Here is a 19493-nt window from a genome sequence, read left to right on the forward strand (position 1 = left end):
GGGCCCCCGCCCGCGGGGGGGGCCCCACCCCCCCCCCCGCGGCCGCGCGGCCGCGGGGGGCCCCCCCCCCCTTCCCCCCCCCCCCCGCCCTTTCTTTTTTCACGCCGGGGGGTTCCCCCCACTTCTCGGCGGGGACGGGAGCGGCGGGGACGGCCCAGCGCCGCGGCGGACGTCAGGCGCCGACGGCCCGTGCCTCCCGGCCCTCGGTGCCCTCGCTCTCGGTGCCCTCCGTGCCACCGGTGACCTGGGGGCGGCCCCACCGGCGTCGGGCGGCGGGCAGCGCGTACGGCAGGGCGATCGCGACCGCCGCGGCGACGAGGCCGAGGCCGAACCACCACCACAGCTGCACGCGCAGCGGGTCGAGCAGCGCGGCGACGACGACGCGGGTGGCGTCCAGCCCGACGGCCCCCAGCGGGAGGTTGCCGACGTAGGCGTGCGCGGCGAGGGTGACGCCCACGAGGAGCACCGCCATCACCGCCGCGATCGCGATTCCCGCGGCCGCGACCACGCGGTTGCGCCGGCGCGGCGCCGCCCACACGGCGCCCGCGACGAGCAGCAGCACGACCCAGGGCAGCGCGCCCGCGACGCGCTCGAACCAGACCAGGCCGTTCTGGGCGGTCCCGAGCTGGGCGGAGTCGAGCAGGACGATGCTCCGGCCCTGCGGCTGGATGTCGGCGGCGCGGTCGACGCCGAGGTCGACCAGCCGGTCCTTCAGCCGCTCGACGAGCCCGTCGAGCGGGACGGACACGACGCCGTCGTCGATCTTCAGGTACTTGCCGTCGTGGCCCTCGATCACCGTGGTCGCCGCGCCGTGCGCGGTGCGGTTCGCCTGGACCCACACCGCGGCGAACTGCGGCGAGGCCACCAGCTTGTCCGCCGTGCGCTGGACGAGCTGCTCGATCTGGTTCGCGAGGACGGGCCCGAGGCCGGTCACCGCGTCGGGCACCCGGTCGCGGCCGGCGAGCGCCTGCAGGCCCTCGTCGACGATCGCGTCGACGTCGAGCTGGCTCATCACCTGGTCGGTGAGTGCGTCGGCGACCGCCGCCTGGACCGCCGGGTCGGACGCGAGCGGTCCGACCATCTTCACGTAGCCCTGGGTGTCGACGACGTTGTGCTGGACGTAGCGCGCCGGGACGGCGAGCAGCGCCAGCAGGACCGACAGCACCACGAGCACGACGCAGACGACGCGCCGCAGCAGGTGCCGCGGCGCGTCGTCGGTGATCGGTGCGGAGGTCAGCTCAGGGCCTTGGCCTTGAGCGACTCGAACTCGGCGGCGTTGATCGCGCCCGAGTCGAGGAGCTGCTTCGCCTGGGCGATCTGGTCGGCCGGCGTCGCGGCACCCGCGCCCGAGCCGTTGGTGGCGACGGAGCGGATGTAGGCGTCCGAGTCGGCCTTGGCCTGCTGGACGGCGGCGATCTGGCGCTCGGTCATCCCGCGGCCGCGGGCGATGAGGTAGATCAGGGCGGTGATGAGGGGGATGCAGATCAGGAAGAAGATCCACACGGCCTTCCACCAGCCGGAGAGCTTGTTGTCACGGAACAGGTCGCCGATGATCTGGAAGAGCAGGATCAGGTACGCGACGAACGCGAACGAGATGACGATCAGCCAGAAGAAGTCGAGGAAATTCACCGGGGTTGTCTCCTAAGAGTCAGTGCGAAGTGCGTCCACCGAGGCGTACGTCGACTTCGGGAACCGCAGGTGACAGGGCGTCACCACGGACATTCAACGGGTCGCGGGGCGGGAGGTCAACGCCGCGCGCCGCGAACGGGCGGTCTCCGTGCCGGGAGCGCGCGCCTGCGGGCGCTTCCGGCAGGGGGTTACCAGCGAGTATCTTGTCCTCCGCCCGCGAGCGACGGGCGACCCTGCGGAGGTGGACCAGGCGATGCACGAACGGCTCGACGCGGACGGAACCGTCCCTGCGTCCCGTGTGGGGCGCTACGCGTGGGACTCCGGCACCGGCGAGGTCTGGTGGTCGGACGCGATGTTCGCGATCTACGGGTTCGCGCCCCGCGAGGTCGTGCCCAGCCGCGAGCTGGTCGCCGCGCACCGTCATCCGGACGACGTCGCCCAGCTCGACGCGCTGGTCGGCGCGCTGCACGGCGGCACCGGCGACTACTCGTGCTGGCACCGGATCGTGGACGCGCGCGGGCGCACCCGCCACGTCGTCAGCGTGGGCAGCGTGACGACGGGGGACGACGGCGTCTCCCGCGTCGAGGGGTACGTCACCGATGTGAGCGAGCCGCAGCGCACCCACGTCGAGTCCCACGTGCACGAGTCCCTCGCGCGCTTCCGCGAGAGCGCCGCCGTGATCGAGCAGGCGAAGGGCGCCCTGATGGCGCTGCGCGGCATCGACGCCGACGCCGCGTTCGAGGTGCTGCGGGAGACCTCGACCGCGGAGCACGTCAAGCTGCGCGACGTGGCGCGCGCCGTGCTCGGCCAGCGGGTCGACGCCGGGCGCTGAGCTCGGAGGACCGGCCCGGCCGGTGCGCGTGTTCACCCGCGCCGGGCGTGGCCCCGACGTGCGAGGGCGGTCACGGCTGTCACAGTGTCTCGAGGGCGCAGCAGCGTCCTGAGGACGACGGGGCTGCCGCCGGCAGCGCCCGACCGACGGCTTCGCGGGGGCGATGGCGGTGGACGGCCGATGAGCGACCCGACGCTCCTCGCCGCGCGCCTGGACTCCGGCCTCTCCGAGCGCAGGCCGGAGGAGCCCGTCGCCGAGGCGGTGTGCCGGCTGTGCGTCGAGATCCTGGGCGCCGACGGCGGCTACATCGCCGTCGGTGACGGCCCCGAGCCCGACGGGCCGGTCTATGCCACGGACGAGCGTGCGACCCGGATCGCGGACCTCGAGCTGGCGCTCGGCGAGGGTCCCGCGCACACGACGCTCGACGAGGGGCGCGGCCTCGCGGGCGACACGACGGCCGGCCTCGCCGTCGACCTCGCGACCGTCTCCGCGCGGTGGCCCCTGTTCCTGCCGGCCGCGATCTCCGCCGTCGGGCAGGTGCGCGTGCACGTCCTCCCGCTGGTCCACCGCCACCGGCGGCTCGGCGTGCTGACCACCTACTACTCCGAGGGGGCGGGTCCGCGTGCGGACCGGCCCTCCGCACGGGCCCTGGCGGACCGTGCGGGCGAGGCGCTCGTGGCCCAGGACGACGGCGGGGCGGGTGACGTCGTCGCCGACGAGGCGCACGAAGCCCGCGCGGCGGTGGACAGGGCGACCGGGATGGTCGTCGGACAGCTCGGGATACCGGCGTCCGCCGCGCTCGCGGTCCTGCGTGCGCGGGCTTTCGCCGACGACGAGACCGTCCTCGCCGTCGCCCGCGAGGTCCTCGCGCGCCGGCTCGTCTTCGACGACCGCCACCCGCGCGGCTCCCGCTGAGGGCTCCGCGGTCGCCGGTCCCGCACCCGGGGCCCCTCGCTCTGCGGTGCCGATTCGGCTACGGTGAGACCGGAGTCAAGCAGCGGCCCCGCGAACCACGGTCCGAGAGGACACAATGGCCACCGACGACACCGAGATCCCCACCACCCCCTGGGACGTCAGCGTCGAGGATGCGCTCGGCGGGGGACGATCCCTCCCCATCGGGCAGTACCGCACCGATCTCAGCAAGCACACCTGGTGGTGGTCGGACGAGGTGTACCTCATGCTCGGCCTGACGCCGGGTTCCGTGGAACCGAGCGCCGAGCTGCTCGCCGCGCACAAGCACCAGGACGACCGCGGTCGCGTCGCCCGCGAGGTGTCGCTGTGCCGCCGGACGGGCCGGCCCTTCAGCTTCCTGCACCGCATCGTCGACTCGCGCGGGCGCACCCGCACCGTGACCGTGACCGGACAGGGCCGGCGTGACGGCACCGGGCAGATCACCGAGATCGCGGGCTACGTCGTCGACCAGTCGGCCGCCCAGCGCGAGCTGCTCGACCGGGACGTCAACCGCCTCGCGGCGGCGGCCAGCGCCGAGCGCACCATCGTCGAACGGGCGAAGGGCGTGCTCATGGCGGTCTACGGCATGGACGAGTCGACCGCGGCGGACCGCCTGGTCTGGTACTCGAGCCACGCGGGCCTGCGCGTGCACGACGTCGCCGCGCGGCTCGTCGAGTCGTTCGACGGCGGCCCGGGCCTCGGCGGCGCGGCGACCGAGCAGGTCGACGCCGTCCTCAACGGTCTCTCCGGCGCGGACAAGAGGCGTCCGCGCAACGCGCAGCTGACCCGGCACTACGGCTGACCCATCGATCTCGGGGCCGGGGACCGCGCGGTCGCGCACCCTGGCGGGGGGCGCCTGGCGAGAGCTCAGACGCGAAGGTAAGGGAGCGCCACGTCGTGTGCCGACGAGACGGTCCCCGTCCCCCTGCCCCGTCCGCCAGCTCCGGCGGGCGGGGCACCCGTCGTCGTGGGCGGGTCCCGCGTCGGTAGACTGTGCGGCGCGCGCACGCGCCGCATGCAGTGGCATGAGCACGGATGGTGGAGGCCAGCGATGACGGATTCCCTCGAGCTGTCGGAGGACGCGCCCGAGCTCGGGGTCCACGGCCTGATCGCCCAGTCCGTGCGGACGCTCGCCGACGAGCCGTCGCTCGAGCAGACCCTCGCCCGCACCGCCGAGCTCGCCGTCGCCCTCGTCGACGGCTGCGACGCCGCCGGCATCTCCTTCGTCGCCCGCGGCGGTCGGATCGAGACCCCGGCGGCCACCGACGACGTCGCGCGGCGCGGCGACGAGCTCCAGTACGCGCTGGGCGAGGGTCCGTGCCTCGACGCGGTGCGCGACGCGGAGGTCGTCTCCGCCCCCGACCTCGCGGACGACCCGCGCTGGTCGCGGTGGGGCTCGCGCGTCGTCGAGGAGCTCGGGGTGCGCAGCATGCTGTGCGTGCAGCTCTTCACGACCGAGACGCGGCACGGCGCCCTGAACCTGTACGCCACGGAGCCCCACGCGTTCCCCGAGGGCGACTACTACCTCGCGACGACGTTCGCCGCGGTCGCCGCGGCGGCGGTCGCGGCGGCCCGCACGGAGGAGCAGCTCGAGTCCGCCGTCCAGACGCGCACGATCATCGGCCAGGCGCAGGGCCTGATGATGGAGCGGTACAAGATCTCCGCCACCCAGGCGTTCTCCGTGCTCAGCCGCCTCTCGCAGGAGGGCAACGTCAGGCTCGCCGACGTCGCGCGCCGGGTCGTGGACGAGCGCACGCTCCCGGGCGCATGAAGGTCTCCCGCCGCTCCGGCGTCGCCCCGTTCGCGGTCATGCAGATCCTCGCGGCCGCCAACGCGCGCCGCGACGCCGGCGAGGACGTGCTCAACCTCTGCGCGGGGGAGCCGGCGACCGGGGCGAGCGACGCCGTCCGCGACCGGGCGGTGCAGGTGCTGCGCTCCGGCTCGCTCGGGTACACCGAGGCGATGGGCGTGCCGGCCCTGCGGCGGGAGATCGCCGCGCACTACGGGCGCTGGTACGACGCCGACGTCGACCCCGCACGGGTCGCGGTGACCACCGGCTCCTCGGGCGGGTTCGTCCTCGCCTTCCTCGCGGCGTTCGACGTCGGCGACCGCGTGGCCCTCGCCCGGCCCGGGTACCCCGCGTACGCGAACATCCTCGCCGCGCTCGGGTGCGAGGTCGTCGAGCTCGACTGCGGGCCCGACGAGCGGTACCAGCCCACGGTCGAGCGGCTCATGGAGGCCTACTACGACGGCGGCCTGGACGGCCTCGTGCTCGCGAGCCCCGCGAACCCCACCGGGACGATGGTCGCGCCCGCCGAGCTCGCGGCGCTCGCGGCCTGGTGCGCCGACCACGACGTGCGCCTGGTGAGCGACGAGATCTACCACGGCATCACGTACGGCAGCGGCGGCGGGGCCGCGGACGGCGCCGGGGCGGCGACCGCCGCGCACCACCTGGACGGCGGCGCCGTCGTCGTCAGCTCGTTCTCCAAGTACTGGGCGATGACGGGCTGGCGGCTCGGGTGGCTCGTCCTGCCCGACGACCTGGTCGGGCCCGTCGACGCGCTCGCCGGGAACGTCGCGCTGTGCCCGCCGGCACTGGCGCAGCACGCCGGGGTGGCCGCGTTCAGCGACGCGGGGATGGCGGCCGCGCGCGAGAACGTCGCGGGCTACGCGGTCAGCCGCGACCTGCTCCTGGCCCGGGCCGACGAGCTCGGCTGGTGGCCGCTCGCGCCCGCGGACGGCGCGTTCTACCTCTACGGGAACGTCGCGCGGTCCGGGCTGGGCTCGGTGGCCTACTGCGAGCGGCTGCTCGCGGAGGCGGGCGTGGCGCTCACGCCGGGGACGGACTTCGATCGCGTGCGCGGCGGGGACTGGGTGCGGCTGTCGTTCGCCGCGGCGCCCGACGTCGTCGCGCGGGCGGTGGACCGGATCGTCGCCTGGCAGGCGACGCTCCCCGCCTGACGGCCCCCTCCGCCGAGACGTCGAAATCCGCCCCGAGAACGTCGAGATCAGGGGCGGAGCTCGACTTCTCGGCGGACCAGGGCCCGGCGCCGCACCAGCGGCAGGTCGAGCTCGAGCCGGGCGTCCGGCTGCGCGACCTCCTCGAGCACGGCGCGCGCGAGCACGGCCTCGGCGCTCGCGACGGCGGCCTCGCCCGCGGCGACCCGCGCGGTCCGCGCCGCGGCGCGGCGCCCCGCCACGATCGTGCACAGCGCCTGACCGCCGATGACGACCCACACCACGTTCGAGAACACCGACGGCCACAGGCCGTTCGCGCCGGCCACCACGACCATGAGCCCGGCCGCGGTCACGTTCGTGACGTTGAAGCGCAGCGACTTGGCGTCCCACCGGCCGCGGGAGGCCATGAGGTACGCGACGGCGCCGAAGGCGGCGCTGACCCAGCCGAGGATCGTCAGGGACTGGGCGAGGACAGCGGACATGGGCGTGCTCCGAGCAGGACAGGGGTGGATCAGGGGCGGGGTCGACGCGGGCCCTCGGCCGTGCCGGGCGTGCTGCCCCGGACCGCGTCGAGACCATTCTGAGACCACCCAGGGGTTCAGCACAATCGAACGCAACTTCAATCCCCGTTAAGCAGCGCTACATGGAAGAAGTCGCATCCGCGCATGGTCCCGAGGTCGCCGCAGCCTAGGCTCGGGCCATGACTCCCCCGCCCCGGCGTGCGCCCGGCACCGACGCCCCCGGCGGCACCGACCCCCGGCGCCTGGCCTTCCTCCTGGCCGTCTACCGGACGGGAGGCGTGCTCGCTGCCGCGGACGTCCTGGGCGTGACGCCGTCGGCCGTCTCGCAGCAGATCCACCGCCTGGAGGCGGAGGAGGGCGTGACCGTCCTCGAGCGCGGGCCGCGCGGCGTCACGCTGACCCCGGTCGGCCGCGTGCTCGCGGACGCCGCCGAGCGCATCGAGTCGGAGATGGTCGAGGCGCGCAAGACCATCGCGACGATGGGCGACGACGTGTCCGGCCGCGTCGTCGTCGGGTCGGTCCAGACGGCGATCCGCGCCGTCGTCGGGCCCGTGCTCGCCACGCTCCCCGAGCGGTTCCCCGGCATCGAGCTGCAGGTCGTCGAGGCGGAGCCCGAGAAGGCGCTGCGCGGGCTGCGGGCGGGCGGCTACGACATCGCCCTCGCCGAGCAGGACGGCGACGCGGACGTCGCCACGCCTCGCGGCATGCACGACGTCATCGTGCTCGACGAGCCCTGGTGCCTGGTCACGCCCGTCGCATTCCCGACCCCCGCCCAGCTCGACGACCTGGCCGACGCCGTCTGGCTCGGTGCCGCGGACGGGACGGCCGCGGCGCGGGCGGTCCAGCGCGTCGCCGGGCAGCTCGCGAGCCCGCCGACGGTCCGCCACCGGTACTACGACTTCGACGTCGCGCTCTCGCTCGTCGCCGCGGGGCAGGGTGTCGCGCTGCTGCCGGCCCTCGCGCTGCAGGGCGACGTGCCCGACGGCGTCACGGTCGTCCGGCTCCCGGGTCTCGGTTCGCGCCAGCTGGTCGCGCGGCACCGCTCGACGCGCAGCGAGCCCGGACCGGCCACCAGCGCCGTGCTCGACGAGATGCTCGCCGCGGGGGCCGCCCTCGAGCTGTGGTGACCCGCCGGAGGCTCGGCCCGACGTGCCTCCTGTCCAGGGCGGGAGGCACCGCATAGTCTGGCGCGCGGACGACGACGGACCGCACGGCAGACCACACGACGCAGGAGGCGCACGACATGAGCGGACAGCACCCCGGGCCGGAGGGTCAGGGCACGCCGGAGGAGCAGCCCCCCGCGCAGGAGCACGGCTCGTCGGGCCCCTCCGGGCAGCCGCCGGCCTACGGGCAGGGACAGCCGCCGGCGTACGGTCAGCAGCCGCCCGCGTACGGTCAGCAGCAGCCGCCGGCGTACGGCCAGCCCGGCGGGTACGGCCAGCCGTACCCGGGCGCGCCCGCGCCGTACGCGCCCATCGGCCCGGTTCCCGGCAAGACGATGGGCATCGTCGGCTTCGTCCTGGCGTTCGTCCTGCCGCTCGTGGGGCTGATCGTGAGCATCGTGGCGTTCGTCCAGTCGCGCAAGGCGGGTGCGAAGAACGGGCTGGCGCTCGCCGGGATCATCATCGGCGCCGTGCTGTGCGTGCTCTTCGTCGTGGCCGCGATCGTCGTCTTCGGGCTTTTCGGCGACGTGATCCAGGCGTGCGTCGACAACCCGAACGGCACCTACACCCTCAACGGCTCGGAGTACAGCTGCCAGGGCTGACGCCCCTGCCGGTATGCTCGTGCGCGTACGAGCCGCTCGAACCGCGACGGGAGAGCCCGGGTCCGCCCGGCGCCGAAGGAGCAACCCCTCCCCGGGAATCTCTCAGGCCCCCAGACCGTCACGGTGAGGCAACTCTGAAAAGCGGTGGTCCGCCGCTCGCCCTCGCGTGGGGCGGGCCCGGCCCACCCACCGACGGTGCAAAAACTCTCAGGTGGACGCCACGCGTCCGGTGACAGAGCGGGGAGGGACAGACCGGCCCCGCACGGGGTCGGTCTCCCCGACCACCGCCCGGAGACCCCCGTGAGCCAGCCGGTACAGCGCCCCGCCTCCTCCGCGTTCGACCGCGAGCACTTCGCGTTCCGCCACATCGGCCCCCGCGGCGTGCGCGCCGAGACCGAGGACCGCCCGGACGGCGACGTCCGGCGCATGCTCGACGTGCTGGGCTACCCGTCGCTCGACGCGCTGGTGGACGCCGCCGTCCCCGCCTCGATCCGCACGGACCGCCCGCTGGACCTGCCCGCCGCGCGCACGGAGACGCAGGTCCTCGAGCACCTGCGCGAGATCGCCGGGCGCAACACCGTCAAGACCCAGATGATCGGCCTGGGCTACTACGGCACGATCACGCCGCCCGTGATCCGCCGCAACGTGCTCGGGGCGCCCGCCTGGTACACCGCGTACACGCCCTACCAGCCGGAGATCTCCCAGGGCCGGCTCGAGGCCCTGCTCAACTTCCAGACCGTCGTCTCGGACCTCACGGCGCTCGACGTCGCGGGGGCGTCCCTGCTCGACGAGGCCACGGCCGTCGCCGAGGCGGTGGCCCTGATGTGGCGGGCCTCGCGCGCGAAGGCGGGCTACGTCGTCCTCGACGCGGACCTGTTCCCGCAGACGCTCGCCGTCGCCCGCGGGCGGGCGGAGGCGGTGGGGCTGCCGGTCGTCGTCGCCGACCTCGCCGGTGGTCTGGCCGCGGGGATCGACGCCGCCCGGGAGTCCGGCGACCTGCCCGACGACGCCGAGGGCGGGGCGCGCCTCGTCGGTGTCGTCGCCCAGCAGGTGGGCGCCTCGGGCCGGCTGGCCGACCTGCGCGGCGTGGTCGCGGAGGCCAAGGAGGCCGGGGCGCTCGTGACGGTGGCGTCCGACCTCCTGGCCCTCGCGCTGGTCACGCCGCCGGGGGAGCTGGGCGCCGACGTCGCGGTCGGCTCGGCCCAGCGCTTCGGCGTGCCGCTGTTCTACGGGGGTCCGCACGCGGCGTTCATGAGCGTGCGCACCGGCCTCGAGCGCTCGCTGCCGGGCCGGCTCGTCGGCGTCTCGGTCGACGCGGACGGCGACGTGGCGTACCGGCTCGCGCTGCAGACCCGCGAGCAGCACATCCGGCGGGAGAAGGCGACGTCCAACATCTGCACCGCGCAGGCGCTGCTCGCGGTCGTCGCCTCGATGTACGCCGTGCACCACGGGCCGCACGGCATCCGTGCGATCGCGGAGCGCGTGCACGCGCGCGCGGCCTCGCTGGCGGCCGCGCTGCGCGCCGCGGGCGTCCCGGTCGAGCACGAGCACGTCTTCGACACGGTCCGGGCGGTCGTGCCGGGTCGCGCCGCCGACGTCGTCGCGGCCGCCTCCGCGCGCGGGATCAACCTCTACGCGCCGGACGCCGACCACGTGCAGGCCTCCTGCGACGAGACGACCACCCCCGAGACCCTCACCGACGTCCTCGCCTCCTTCGCCGACGCCCTCGCCGACCCTGCGGAGACGTCGTCGCCCGCGGCCCCCGAGGCGACGGCAGAGCTTCCGGAGTGGGCCCGGCGCACGTCGGAGTACCTCACGCACCCGGTCTTCTCCGCCCACCGCAGCGAGACCGCGATGCTGCGCTACCTGCGCCGCCTCGCCGACAAGGACCTCGCGCTCGACCGGACGATGATCCCGCTCGGCTCGTGCACCATGAAGCTCAACGCGACGGCCGAGATGGAGGCGATCTCCTGGCCGGGCTTCGCGGACGTCCACCCGTTCGTGCCCGTCGAGCAGGCGGAGGGCTACCGCGAGCTGATCGAGTCGCTCGAGGCGCAGCTTGCGGAGATCACGGGGTACGCCGCGGTGTCGGTGCAGCCGAACGCGGGGTCGCAGGGCGAGCTGGCCGGCCTGCTGGCGATCCGCGACCTGCACCGCGCGAACGGGGAGGGCGAGCGCGATGTCGTGCTCATCCCGGCGTCCGCGCACGGGACCAACGCGGCGTCGGCGACGCTGGCCGGGCTGCGCGTCGCGGTGGTGGCGACGGCGGACGACGGCGAGATCCTGCTCGAGGACCTGCGGGCGAAGCTGGCGCAGCACGGCCCGCGGGTGGCCGGGATCATGATCACCTACCCGTCGACGCACGGCGTCTACGAGGAGCACGTCCGCGAGGTCTGCGAGCTCGTACACGAAGCAGGCGGCCAGGTGTACATCGACGGCGCGAACCTCAACGCGCTCGTCGGGCTCGCCCGGCCCGCCGAGCTCGGCGGCGACGTCTCGCACCTGAACCTGCACAAGACCTTCTGCATCCCGCACGGCGGCGGCGGCCCGGGCGTCGGGCCGGTCGCGGTCGCCGCGCACCTCGCGCCGTTCCTGCCCGGCGACCCGTTCGCAGCCGGGGCGACGCCGTCGGGCGGCCCCGCGGGCACGCCGGTCTCGGCGACACGCTACGGCTCGGCCGGGATCCTGCCGATCTCCTACGCCTACCTGGCACTCATGGGTCCCGACGGACTCACCGCCGCGACGGAGACCGCCGTCCTCGCCGCGAACTACCTGGCGCGCCGGCTGCACCCGCACTTCCCGGTCCTGTACACGGGGCCGGCCGGGCTCGTCGCGCACGAGTGCATCCTCGACCTGCGCGGCCTGACGAAGGCGACGGGCGTGACCGCCGAGGACGTCGCGAAGCGGCTGCAGGACTACGGCTTCCACGCGCCGACGCTGTCCTTCCCCGTCGCGGGCACGCTGATGGTGGAGCCGACCGAGTCGGAGGACCTCGGCGAGCTCGACCGGTTCGTGGAGGCGATGGTCGCGATCCGCGGCGAGATCGACGCCGTCGAGGCCGGGCGCTGGCCGGTGGAGGACTCCCCGCTGCGCGGGGCGCCGCACACCGCGGCGTCGGTCACCGCCGACGTCTGGGACCGGCCCTACTCCCGCGAGCTCGCGGCCTACCCCGTCGCGGGGCTGCGCCAGGGCAAGTACTGGCCGCCGGTGCGCCGGGTCGACGGCGCCCACGGCGACCGCAACCTCGTCTGCGCCTGCCCGCCGTTGTCCGAGTACGAGGAGAGGACCGACGCATGAGCGGGACCGAGAAGCACAGCCCCCTGCACGACGAGCACGTCGCCCTCGGCGCGACGCTCACCGGGTTCGGCGGCTGGCAGATGCCGCTGCGCTACGCCTCCGACCTCGCCGAGCACCGCGCGGTCCGCGAGGCGGCCGGCCTGTTCGACCTGTCCCACATGGGCGAGATCGAGGTCGCCGGGCCGCAGGCCGCCGCGGCGCTCGACCGCGCGCTCGTCGGGAACCTGTCCGCCGTGAGCCCCGGCCGCGCGCGGTACACGATGCTCTGCGCCGAGGACGGCGGCATCCTCGACGACCTCGTCGTGTACCGGACCGCCGGCGACTCGTTCTGCGTCGTCGCCAACGCGGGCAACGCCGCGCGCGTCCTCGCCGAGCTCGTCGAGCGCGCGGCGGGCTTCGACGCGGTGGTGACCGACCGCTCCGCGAGCACGGCGCTCGTCGCCGTCCAGGGGCCACGGGCCGCGGAGATCGTCGTGGGCCTCACCGCGCCCGACGACGTCCCGACCGTCCGCGACATGAAGTACTACGCGGGGGCGCCCGCCACGGTCGCCGGCGTCGACGCCTTCGTCGCGCGCACCGGCTACACCGGCGAGGACGGCTTCGAGCTGTTCGTGCCCGCCCAGGACGCGACCGCCGTCTGGCGCGCGGTCCTCGAGGCGGGCCGCCCGCTCGGCCTCGTCCCGGCCGGGCTCGGAGCGCGCGACTCCCTGCGCCTCGAGGCCGGCATGCCGCTGTACGGGCACGAGCTCGACACCACCGTGACCCCGTACGCCGCCGGGCTCGGGCGCGTGGTCCGGCTCGACAAGGTGACCGACGACGGCTCGCCCCTCCCGTTCGTCGGCCGCGCCGCGCTCGAGGCGCGCCGGCACTCCGAGCCCGCGCGCGTCCTGGTGGGGCTCAGAGGGCTCGGCCGCCGTCCCGCGCGGGCCGGGTACGACGTCGTCGTCCCCGGCGGCGACGCGCCCGTCGGGCACGTGACCTCGGGGGCGCCGTCGCCCACGCTCGGCCACCCGGTCGCCATGGCGTACGTGACCCCGGAGCTCTCGGCCGAGGGCACCGCGCTCGCGGTGGACGTGCGCGGGCGGCAGGAGCCGTTCGTCGTCGTCCCCCTGCGGTTCTACACGCGTCCCGCCGACTGACCGCCCTACGCTCGACCCGCACCGACCCGCACCGACCCGACCGCACTCGTCCCAGGAGGAACCCCCATGCCGTCCGACGCCTTCCCCGAGAACCTCCGGTACACCGCCGAGCACGAGTGGATCGACGACGCCTCGCCGGCCACCGTCGGCATCACCGCGAACGCCGCCGAGGCGCTCGGCGACATCGTCTACCTCGAGCTCCCCGAGGTCGGGGCCGCGCTGACGGCGGGGGAGGTCTTCGGCGAGATCGAGTCGACGAAGTCCGTCTCCGAGCTCTACGCGCCCGTGACCGGGACCGTCGTCGAGATCAACCAGGAGGCGGTCGACGCTCCCGAGACCGTGGGCTCGGACCCGTACGGGGCGGGCTGGCTGGTCAAGGTCGACGTGAGCGAGGTCGGTGCGGTCCTCACGGCCGAGGAGTACCGCGCACAGGTCGGCGGTTGACGCGCGCCGAACGTGGCCCGGACGGGCTCCGCACCGGACCCCAGGTCACAGTTCGGTAACCTCCGCGTGTGGTCGCGACGCGATGCGACGCGCTGACCTGCGCCGATGCGGACTGGCATCCCCGAAAGTCTCAGCATGCGGGACGCGGGTGATTTTGCTGTGACGAACGGCGTCATGGATCGTCCGCCGCCCCATCTCTTCAGGTAACCGCACCGAACCGGATGAGCAAGCCCCGCGGCCCGCGGGGCATCGTCCGGAGAGAACCTGAGGAGAATCATGAGCACCATCGAGCTCGCCCGTCCCGCTGTCGCCGCCGCCCCCCTCCTCGGCGCGCCGCTGACGCGTCGCGAGAAGGTCGTCCTCTCGCACCTGTCCGAGGACGTGACGCTCGAGCAGATCGCGACGACCCTGTTCGTCACGCGCAACACGGTCAAGTCGCAGGTGCGCAGCCTCTACCGCAAGATCGGCGTCTCGACCCGTGCCGAGGCCGTCGCGTGGGCGGACGTGCGCGGCCTGCGCTGACCCGGTCGCGGCACCTCTCCGGGCCTGGCCGGCTGCCCGCGGTCGACGGCCGGGAACCCGGAACCTCCCCGACACCCGCGGGACATGTGCCCGTGGCATCATCCGACGCATGAGTCCCCGCAAGCTCGTGGTCGCGGCGGCGATCGTCGACGACCTGGCCGAGCCCCGTCGCCTGCTCGCGGCGCGCCGCGCGTACCCGGAGGCGCTGATGGGCCGCTGGGAGTTCCCCGGCGGCAAGGTGGAGCCCGACGAGACGCCCGAGGACGGGCTGCACCGCGAGCTCTTCGAGGAGCTCGGCATCGAGGTCGAGCTCGGCGCGGAGGTGGTGGCGCCGGGCGGTGAGGCCTGGCCGATCACGGACCGGCACGTCATGCGGCTCTGGCTCGCGCGGGTGACCCGCGGCGAGCCCGCGCCGATCGACGCGCACGACGAGGTGCGCTGGCTGACCGGCGACGACCCGTTCAGCGTCCCGTGGCTCGACGCTGACGTGCCGATCGTGCAGGCCCTGGTCCCGCGCGCGGCGTGGGGGGGTGGCGCGTTGGTGTTTGTGGGCCGGGGGGGGCGGCGCGCGGGGGCGCGGGGGGGGGGGCGGCCGCGCGGGGGGGGGGGGGGGGCGCGGCCCCCCCCCCTCCCCCCCCCCCCCCCCCCCCCCCCGGGGGGGGGGGGCCCCCCCCCCCCTCCGGGGCGGACGGGGGCGACCGTCAGGCGCCGGTCGACCGCACCAGGCGGGCGAGCCAGCGCTCGGCCTCCGCGTGCGAGCCCACCCGGACCAGCGCCGTGCCCGGTGCCTCCGTGGTCAGGCGTCCCGGCAGGTCGTCGAGCGAGTGCCGTGACGTCCACGCCCAGACGATGATGCTCTTCGACCCGCGCCAGAGCGACCACGGCACCGGCTCGAGGTTGCCGTTCCACAGCTCCTCGCGGGTACGCCAGCGACGCCACGTGCGCCGCACGACCTGGCGCATGCGCGTCCGTACGGGCAGGTCGAGCCAGAGGACGACGTCGGCCCGCGACGAGATCAGCGGCCGCGCCGCCGGGTACTGGTAGTCGCAGACCCACCGGTCCCGCGCGAGAACCGCGCGGACGTCGTCGAGGAACTCGGGCCGCTCGGTCCAGGCGGGGCCGTGGAAGAGCGCGTCGACCTCGGTGTGCGGGAGGCCGAGCGTGGCACCGATCCGCCGGCCCCACGACGTCTTGCCCGCGCCGGACGTCCCGGCCACCGCGATCCGCCGCGGTGCTCGCCCGAGGTGGGCGACGACGTCGTCGTCCGGGCCGAGGAGCTGCACGCGCCCGATGCTAGGCCAGGTCGCCCGCCCACCGTCCGCCGAGACGTCGAATTCCGCCCCGAGAATCGACGAATCAGGGGCGGAATTCGACATCTCGGCGGACGCGGGGGCCCGCGTGACGTGAGCGGCACCGGGCGAGCGGCCGGCTCGCCGTGCGGGGGGCGCGGGGGCGGGGTACGGTCAGCGCGGCGTCGAGACCAGGCCCATCCCCCCGTGCGACGAGGAGGGCTGTGGACATCCGGAGTCTCCGCCCCCACGGCGTCCCACGGGACGCGTCGTCCGGTCTGACGGTGCCCCGTCGCGAGAGCAGGGGCACCCGGCGAACGGCCACACCCTGTGCGGGTGAGACCGTTCGCCGCCCGGACGGCGGCGCGGCGAGCCGACCGAGGAGACGGACGCGATGAGAAACCCCACGATCAGCGAGCGTCGCACGGGGACGACGGCGGCGGGAGCGCCGACGAGCGTGCCGCTGCGCGTGCTCGACGAGGGCGCCCGGCTGCTGCAGTCCGGCGGGCCGCTGCCCGGCTTCGACGTGTACGTCGTCGGCTTCCATTGCGCCAAGGGTGAGCCGGACTTCCAGATGGAGGCGCACCACTTCTGCCGCGTCGTGAACGACGACCTGCTGCAGTGCGTCCTGTTCGACGGCAACACCCGCGACGCGAACCTCATCGGCGTGGAGTACATCGTCTCCGGCCGCCTGCACGCGACGCTCGACCCCGCCGAGCAGGCGTACTGGCACCCGCACAACTTCGAGGTGCTCTCCGGACAGCTGGCCGCGCCGGGTCTGCCGGAGCGGGTGGAGCGCGAGCTCATGGCCCGCCTGCTCAACTCCTACGGCAAGACGTGGCACACCTGGCACACGAGCACCGGGGCGCCCGACGCCGGCCTCCCGCTCGGTGACCCGAAGCTCATGTGGTCGTTCAACCGCGAGGGCGAGTGCGACGAGGCTCTGATCCGGGACCGCAACGAGGCGATGGGCCTGGACACGGCGGGGCGACGGGAGTCGCGCCGGACGCTGGAGCCCGACGCGGAGCCGCAGCACGGGGTCGACGCGATGCGGGACGACTTCCCGGGGTCCGTGCCGGTCCCGGGGGTCCGTGACGCGGACGCCGGCAGCCCCGACACCGGCGGTCCCGACTCCGACGACGAGCGGGCGTAGCCCGATGTCTCCCCGCGCGTCGAGGATCGCCGGCGGCGCCCTGCTGAGCGAGGTCGCCGACGGCGTCCACCGGCTCGAGCACGCCTGCGTCAACCTCTACGTCGTCGCGGACGACGACGGGCGCCTCCTGATCGTCGACACGGGCCTGCCCGCGGCGTGGGAACCGCTGGGGCACGCGCTGCGCGCGCTCGGGCACCGCCCGTCGGACGTCGCCGCCGTGGTGCTCACGCACGCGCACTTCGACCACATCGGCACGGCGTCCAGGATCCGGTCGAGGCTCGCAGTGCCGGTCTGGCTCCACCCGGCGGACGCCGCCGTCGCCGCCCACCCGTACTGCTACTCGCACGAGAGCGCCAGGGCGATGTACCCGCTGCGGTATCCGGCGTCCCTGCGGATCCTCGCCGCCATGGTGTCCGCCGGTGCCCTCCGGGTGCGCGGGGTGCCGGACACCCAGCCCCTGGGGCCCGAGACGGAGCTCCCGGTGCCCGGACGCCCGCGCGTGATCCTCACCCCGGGCCACACGTACGGCCACTGCGCGCTGCACCTGCCGGACCGCGGCGTGGTGCTGTCCGGGGACGCGCTGGTCACGCTCGATCCCTACACGGGCAGCCGCGGGGCCCAGATCATCGCCGGGGCCGCGACCGCCGACAGCGCGCAGGCCCTGGCGTCGCTCGACAGGCTCGCGGCGTGCGACACGGGCACCACCGTCCTGCTGCCCGGTCACGGTGATCCGTGGAGCGGCAGCCTCACCGCCGCCGTCGAGCAGGCGCGGGCGCGCGGCGCCCACTGAGGGCGGGAGCCGCTGTCGCCGTGGTCCGCGCGCGGCGTACGGTGGGGGTTCGGGCGGACCTGCGGGCCCGCCACCTGCCGACCCGGTCGGTTGCGTCCGCGCTCGCGACATCCACGCGCTGGCTCCGCTTGCCAGAGGAGGACACCGCGCGATGCGCATCGAGGGATATCCGTACGAGTTCGCCCGCCGGGCCGCCACGATCCTGGGGTCCACGATCGAGACGAGCATCACCGTGCGCCAGCACGGGCTCACGGTGCGCGCGGGCAGCAGCAGCGATGCCGCGGCCCGCTGCGACCAGGCGGAGGCGCGCGCGGACGCGGGCCCGTGCATCGACGCCATGACCGACCTCACGATCCACGTCGTGCCGGACATCGCTACCGAGGGACGCTGGGACGCGTGGCGCGAGCAGGCGCTGCGGGAGGGGTTCGCGACCGCGATCGCGGTGCCCGCGCTCGTGGGCACCGACATGGCGGTGGCGCTCAACCTCTACTCCCGTGACCCGGAGGTGTGGACGCCAGGCATGCGCAGCAGCGCCGAGGGCTATGCCCAGCTCGTGGCCGCCATGGTGCGGCTGCAGCTCGAGACGGCGGACCTGGAGGACGCCGCCGTCGGCCTCTACCGCAACCTGACCGACGCGGTCGTGGCCGAGCGCGCCGTCGGAGCGATCATGTTCACCAACGCCTGCTCCGAGGAGGAGGCCCGCGCGGTCCTGGCCTCCGCCGCGGGCGGTCGCGACATCAGCCCGCGCGAGGTGGCCGAGTCCGTGCTGCGGGCTCTCGTCGCCCCCGAGCCCCCCGTCCAGCCGGGCAGCATCCGGGACGTGTGATCTCAGCGGGCGACCGGTGCGCGCCCGTGCGACCGTGCCGGGATGTCCGACACGACCACGACCACGCCCCTGTCCCGCTCGGTCGGCGGACGCCTGCTCTACGTCTTCATCCTCGGTGACGTCCTCGGCGCGGGCGTCTACGCCCTGGTCGGCGAGATGGCCGGAAAGGTCGGGGGTGCCGTCTGGCTACCGCTGCTGGTGGCGCTGGGGCTGTCGCTGCTGACCGCGGGCTCCTACGCGGAGCTGGTCACGAAGTACCCGGCCGCGGGCGGCGCCGCGGTGTTCGCCGAGCGCGCGTTCGGCAAGCCCCTGGTGTCGTTCCTCGTGGGCTTCTGCATGCTGGCCGCCGGGGTGACCAGCGCGGCGGGCCTGTCGATCGCGTTCGCGGGGGACTACTTCGGGTCGTTCGTGGACCTGCCGACCGTGCCGGTCGCGCTCGCGTTCCTGGTGCTCGTCGCGGCGCTCAACGCCCGGGGCATCCAGGAGTCCTTGCGCGCCAACGTGGCGATGACGGCGATCGAGCTCTCCGGGCTGGTCCTCATCGTCGTGCTGGCGGCGGTGGTCCTGGGCCGCGGTGAGGGGGCGCCCGGCCGGGCGCTCGAGTTCTCCGAGGGCACCACGCCCGCCGTCGCCGTGCTCTCGGCGTCGCTGATCGCCTACTACTCGTTCGTGGGCTTCGAGACCTCCGCCAACCTCGCCGAGGAGGTCAAGGACGTCCGGCGGGTCTACCCGCGCGCCCTCTTCGGAGCGCTGATCACCGCCGGTGTCGTCTACGTCGCCGTCGGCGTGGCCGCCGTCGCGGTGGCGACGCCCGAGCGGCTGGCCGGGTCCACCGGGCCCCTCCTCGAGGTCGTCGCGGTGGCCGACGTCGTCCCGGAGAAGCTCTTCTCGGCGGTGGCCCTCGTCGCGGTGGCCAACGGCGCCCTGCTCACGATGATCATGGCGAGCCGCCTCACCTACGGGATGGCCCGGCAGGGCCTCCTGCCCGCGGGCCTGGCGCGCGTCCTGCCCGGTCGCCGGACCCCGTGGGTCGCCATCGTCGCGACGACGCTCGTCGCGATGATCCTGGTCTTCACGGGCGACCTCGGCGCCCTGGCGGAGACCGTCGTCCTTCTCCTGCTGCTGGTCTTCCTGAGCACCAACATCGCCGTCCTGGTGCTGCGGCGGGACACCGTCGAGGACGGGCACTTCCGCGTCGCGACCGTCGTCCCCGTCCTCGGCGCCGCCAGCTGCGTCCTGCTGCTGACCCAGCAGGACGCGCAGACCTGGCTCCGTGCCGGGGTGCTCGTGCTCGTGGGCGTGGTGCTGTTCGCGGTGACCCGCCGCGCCGGACGTCGCGCGGCCGACCCCGCACCGCACGCCGACGCCTGAGCGGGT

The 19493-nt window shown here is 74.9% G+C and carries 19 protein-coding genes, 1 pseudogene and 1 riboswitch; of the genes and pseudogenes, 16 read left to right on the top strand and 4 right to left on the bottom strand.

Translation table 11 applies throughout. The annotated features are described in order from the left end of the window. Window positions 1–172: 172 nt before the first annotated feature. Both EDF32_RS12765 and EDF32_RS12770 read right to left on the bottom strand, forming a co-directional pair. On the bottom strand, window positions 173–1168 hold the full coding sequence (locus tag EDF32_RS12765) for a hypothetical protein (protein WP_148061606.1): 996 nt from the start codon (window positions 1166–1168) through the stop codon (window positions 173–175). Between the two features lie 65 nt (window positions 1169–1233). After that, a complete protein-coding gene (locus EDF32_RS12770; protein ID WP_123308945.1) occupies window positions 1234–1629 on the bottom strand; it encodes an SHOCT domain-containing protein in 396 nt (131 codons plus the stop codon). 241 nt (window positions 1630–1870) lie between these two features. Here EDF32_RS12770 and EDF32_RS12775 point away from each other — a divergent pair, with 241 nt between their 5' ends. From EDF32_RS12775 to EDF32_RS12795, 5 genes are all read left to right on the top strand, one after another. Next, window positions 1871–2461, top strand: a complete 591-nt coding sequence (locus tag EDF32_RS12775) for a PAS and ANTAR domain-containing protein (protein WP_123308946.1) — start codon at window positions 1871–1873, stop codon at window positions 2459–2461. A gap of 180 nt (window positions 2462–2641) precedes the next feature. Further along, window positions 2642–3376: a GAF domain-containing protein gene (locus EDF32_RS12780; protein WP_123308947.1), complete on the top strand. Its 735-nt coding sequence runs from the start codon at window positions 2642–2644 to the stop codon at window positions 3374–3376. A gap of 115 nt (window positions 3377–3491) precedes the next feature. Further along, the gene (locus EDF32_RS12785; protein ID WP_123308948.1) at window positions 3492–4214 is read left to right on the top strand and encodes a PAS and ANTAR domain-containing protein; all 723 of its coding nucleotides are present in this window, start codon (window positions 3492–3494) and stop codon (window positions 4212–4214) included. A gap of 249 nt (window positions 4215–4463) precedes the next feature. Further along, window positions 4464–5183 carry a GAF and ANTAR domain-containing protein gene (locus EDF32_RS12790; protein ID WP_123308949.1) on the top strand — a complete coding sequence of 240 codons (720 nt, stop codon included), beginning with the start codon at window positions 4464–4466 and terminating at the stop codon, window positions 5181–5183. Next, window positions 5180–6373 (top strand): aminotransferase class I/II-fold pyridoxal phosphate-dependent enzyme, encoded by a 1194-nt coding sequence (locus EDF32_RS12795; protein WP_123308950.1) that lies wholly within the window; start codon window positions 5180–5182, stop codon window positions 6371–6373. Before EDF32_RS12790 ends, EDF32_RS12795 begins: the two co-directional genes overlap by 4 nt. A 47-nt stretch (window positions 6374–6420) precedes the next feature. On the opposite strand, the gene EDF32_RS12800 is transcribed toward EDF32_RS12795, so the two are convergent. After that, window positions 6421–6852, bottom strand: coding sequence for a hypothetical protein (locus EDF32_RS12800; protein WP_123308951.1), 432 nt, complete (start codon window positions 6850–6852; stop codon window positions 6421–6423). A 218-nt stretch (window positions 6853–7070) separates the two neighbouring features. Between EDF32_RS12800 and EDF32_RS12805 the strand changes: the two genes are divergently transcribed. The 7 genes and pseudogenes from EDF32_RS12805 to EDF32_RS14745 all read left to right on the top strand — a co-directional run. After that, the gene (locus EDF32_RS12805; protein ID WP_123308952.1) at window positions 7071–8018 is read left to right on the top strand and encodes a LysR family transcriptional regulator; all 948 of its coding nucleotides are present in this window, start codon (window positions 7071–7073) and stop codon (window positions 8016–8018) included. 116 nt (window positions 8019–8134) lie between these two features. Further along, window positions 8135–8656 (top strand): DUF4190 domain-containing protein, encoded by a 522-nt coding sequence (locus tag EDF32_RS12810; protein WP_123308953.1) that lies wholly within the window; start codon window positions 8135–8137, stop codon window positions 8654–8656. Window positions 8657–8693: 37 nt separating this feature from the next. Then, window positions 8694–8784: riboswitch (glycine riboswitch) on the top strand. A gap of 172 nt (window positions 8785–8956) precedes the next feature. Further along, window positions 8957–11953, top strand: coding sequence for an aminomethyl-transferring glycine dehydrogenase (gcvP, locus tag EDF32_RS12815; RefSeq protein ID WP_123308954.1), 2997 nt, complete (start codon window positions 8957–8959; stop codon window positions 11951–11953). After that, a complete protein-coding gene (gene gcvT / locus EDF32_RS12820; protein ID WP_123308955.1) occupies window positions 11950–13092 on the top strand; it encodes a glycine cleavage system aminomethyltransferase GcvT in 1143 nt (380 codons plus the stop codon). The genes gcvP and gcvT overlap by 4 nt, the downstream gene beginning before the upstream one ends. A gap of 66 nt (window positions 13093–13158) precedes the next feature. Further along, a complete protein-coding gene (gene gcvH / locus EDF32_RS12825; RefSeq protein ID WP_123308956.1) occupies window positions 13159–13536 on the top strand; it encodes a glycine cleavage system protein GcvH in 378 nt (125 codons plus the stop codon). 276 nt (window positions 13537–13812) lie between these two features. Next, a complete protein-coding gene (locus tag EDF32_RS12830; RefSeq protein ID WP_123308957.1) occupies window positions 13813–14058 on the top strand; it encodes a helix-turn-helix transcriptional regulator in 246 nt (81 codons plus the stop codon). A gap of 109 nt (window positions 14059–14167) precedes the next feature. After that, window positions 14168–14506 (top strand): annotated as a pseudogene (locus EDF32_RS14745) (NUDIX domain-containing protein); the annotation flags it as partial. A 253-nt stretch (window positions 14507–14759) separates the two neighbouring features. On the opposite strand, the gene EDF32_RS14750 reads toward EDF32_RS14745, so the two are convergent. Then, window positions 14760–15341 (bottom strand): AAA family ATPase, encoded by a 582-nt coding sequence (locus tag EDF32_RS14750; RefSeq protein WP_199734937.1) that lies wholly within the window; start codon window positions 15339–15341, stop codon window positions 14760–14762. Between the two features lie 400 nt (window positions 15342–15741). Here EDF32_RS14750 and EDF32_RS12840 point away from each other — a divergent pair, with 400 nt between their 5' ends. The 4 genes from EDF32_RS12840 to EDF32_RS12855 all read left to right on the top strand — a co-directional run bounded on the left by EDF32_RS12840 (window position 15742) and on the right by EDF32_RS12855 (window position 19487). Then, window positions 15742–16500 carry an OBAP family protein gene (locus EDF32_RS12840; RefSeq protein ID WP_123308959.1) on the top strand — a complete coding sequence of 253 codons (759 nt, stop codon included), beginning with the start codon at window positions 15742–15744 and terminating at the stop codon, window positions 16498–16500. Between the two features lie 4 nt (window positions 16501–16504). Continuing rightward, window positions 16505–17290 (top strand): MBL fold metallo-hydrolase, encoded by a 786-nt coding sequence (locus EDF32_RS12845; protein ID WP_123308960.1) that lies wholly within the window; start codon window positions 16505–16507, stop codon window positions 17288–17290. Window positions 17291–17441: 151 nt separating this feature from the next. After that, the gene (locus EDF32_RS12850; protein ID WP_123308961.1) at window positions 17442–18116 is read left to right on the top strand and encodes an ANTAR domain-containing protein; all 675 of its coding nucleotides are present in this window, start codon (window positions 17442–17444) and stop codon (window positions 18114–18116) included. Between the two features lie 42 nt (window positions 18117–18158). Then, window positions 18159–19487, top strand: coding sequence for an APC family permease (locus EDF32_RS12855; RefSeq protein WP_123308962.1), 1329 nt, complete (start codon window positions 18159–18161; stop codon window positions 19485–19487). Window positions 19488–19493: the final 6 nt, after the last annotated feature.

It is taken from the genome of Cellulomonas sp. PhB143, assembly GCF_003752595.1.
GTDB lineage: Bacteria > Actinomycetota > Actinomycetes > Actinomycetales > Cellulomonadaceae > Paraoerskovia.

Excerpts from the sequence above, each read along its gene's own strand:
- EDF32_RS12780 (WP_123308947.1), top strand. The coding sequence starts at position 2,642 with ATGAGCGACCCGACGCTCCTCGCCGCGCGCCTGGACTCCGGCCTCTCC.
- EDF32_RS12785 (WP_123308948.1), top strand. The coding sequence starts at position 3,492 with ATGGCCACCGACGACACCGAGATCCCCACCACCCCCTGGGACGTCAGC.
- EDF32_RS12790 (WP_123308949.1), top strand. The coding sequence starts at position 4,464 with ATGACGGATTCCCTCGAGCTGTCGGAGGACGCGCCCGAGCTCGGGGTC.
- EDF32_RS12795 (WP_123308950.1), top strand. The coding sequence starts at position 5,180 with ATGAAGGTCTCCCGCCGCTCCGGCGTCGCCCCGTTCGCGGTCATGCAG.
- EDF32_RS12800 (WP_123308951.1), bottom strand. The coding sequence starts at position 6,852 with ATGTCCGCTGTCCTCGCCCAGTCCCTGACGATCCTCGGCTGGGTCAGC.
- EDF32_RS12805 (WP_123308952.1), top strand. The coding sequence starts at position 7,071 with ATGACTCCCCCGCCCCGGCGTGCGCCCGGCACCGACGCCCCCGGCGGC.
- EDF32_RS12810 (WP_123308953.1), top strand. The coding sequence starts at position 8,135 with ATGAGCGGACAGCACCCCGGGCCGGAGGGTCAGGGCACGCCGGAGGAG.
- gcvT (WP_123308955.1), top strand. The coding sequence starts at position 11,950 with ATGAGCGGGACCGAGAAGCACAGCCCCCTGCACGACGAGCACGTCGCC.
- gcvH (WP_123308956.1), top strand. The coding sequence starts at position 13,159 with ATGCCGTCCGACGCCTTCCCCGAGAACCTCCGGTACACCGCCGAGCAC.
- EDF32_RS12830 (WP_123308957.1), top strand. The coding sequence starts at position 13,813 with ATGAGCACCATCGAGCTCGCCCGTCCCGCTGTCGCCGCCGCCCCCCTC.
- EDF32_RS12840 (WP_123308959.1), top strand. The coding sequence starts at position 15,742 with ATGAGAAACCCCACGATCAGCGAGCGTCGCACGGGGACGACGGCGGCG.
- EDF32_RS12845 (WP_123308960.1), top strand. The coding sequence starts at position 16,505 with ATGTCTCCCCGCGCGTCGAGGATCGCCGGCGGCGCCCTGCTGAGCGAG.
- EDF32_RS12850 (WP_123308961.1), top strand. The coding sequence starts at position 17,442 with ATGCGCATCGAGGGATATCCGTACGAGTTCGCCCGCCGGGCCGCCACG.
- EDF32_RS12855 (WP_123308962.1), top strand. The coding sequence starts at position 18,159 with ATGTCCGACACGACCACGACCACGCCCCTGTCCCGCTCGGTCGGCGGA.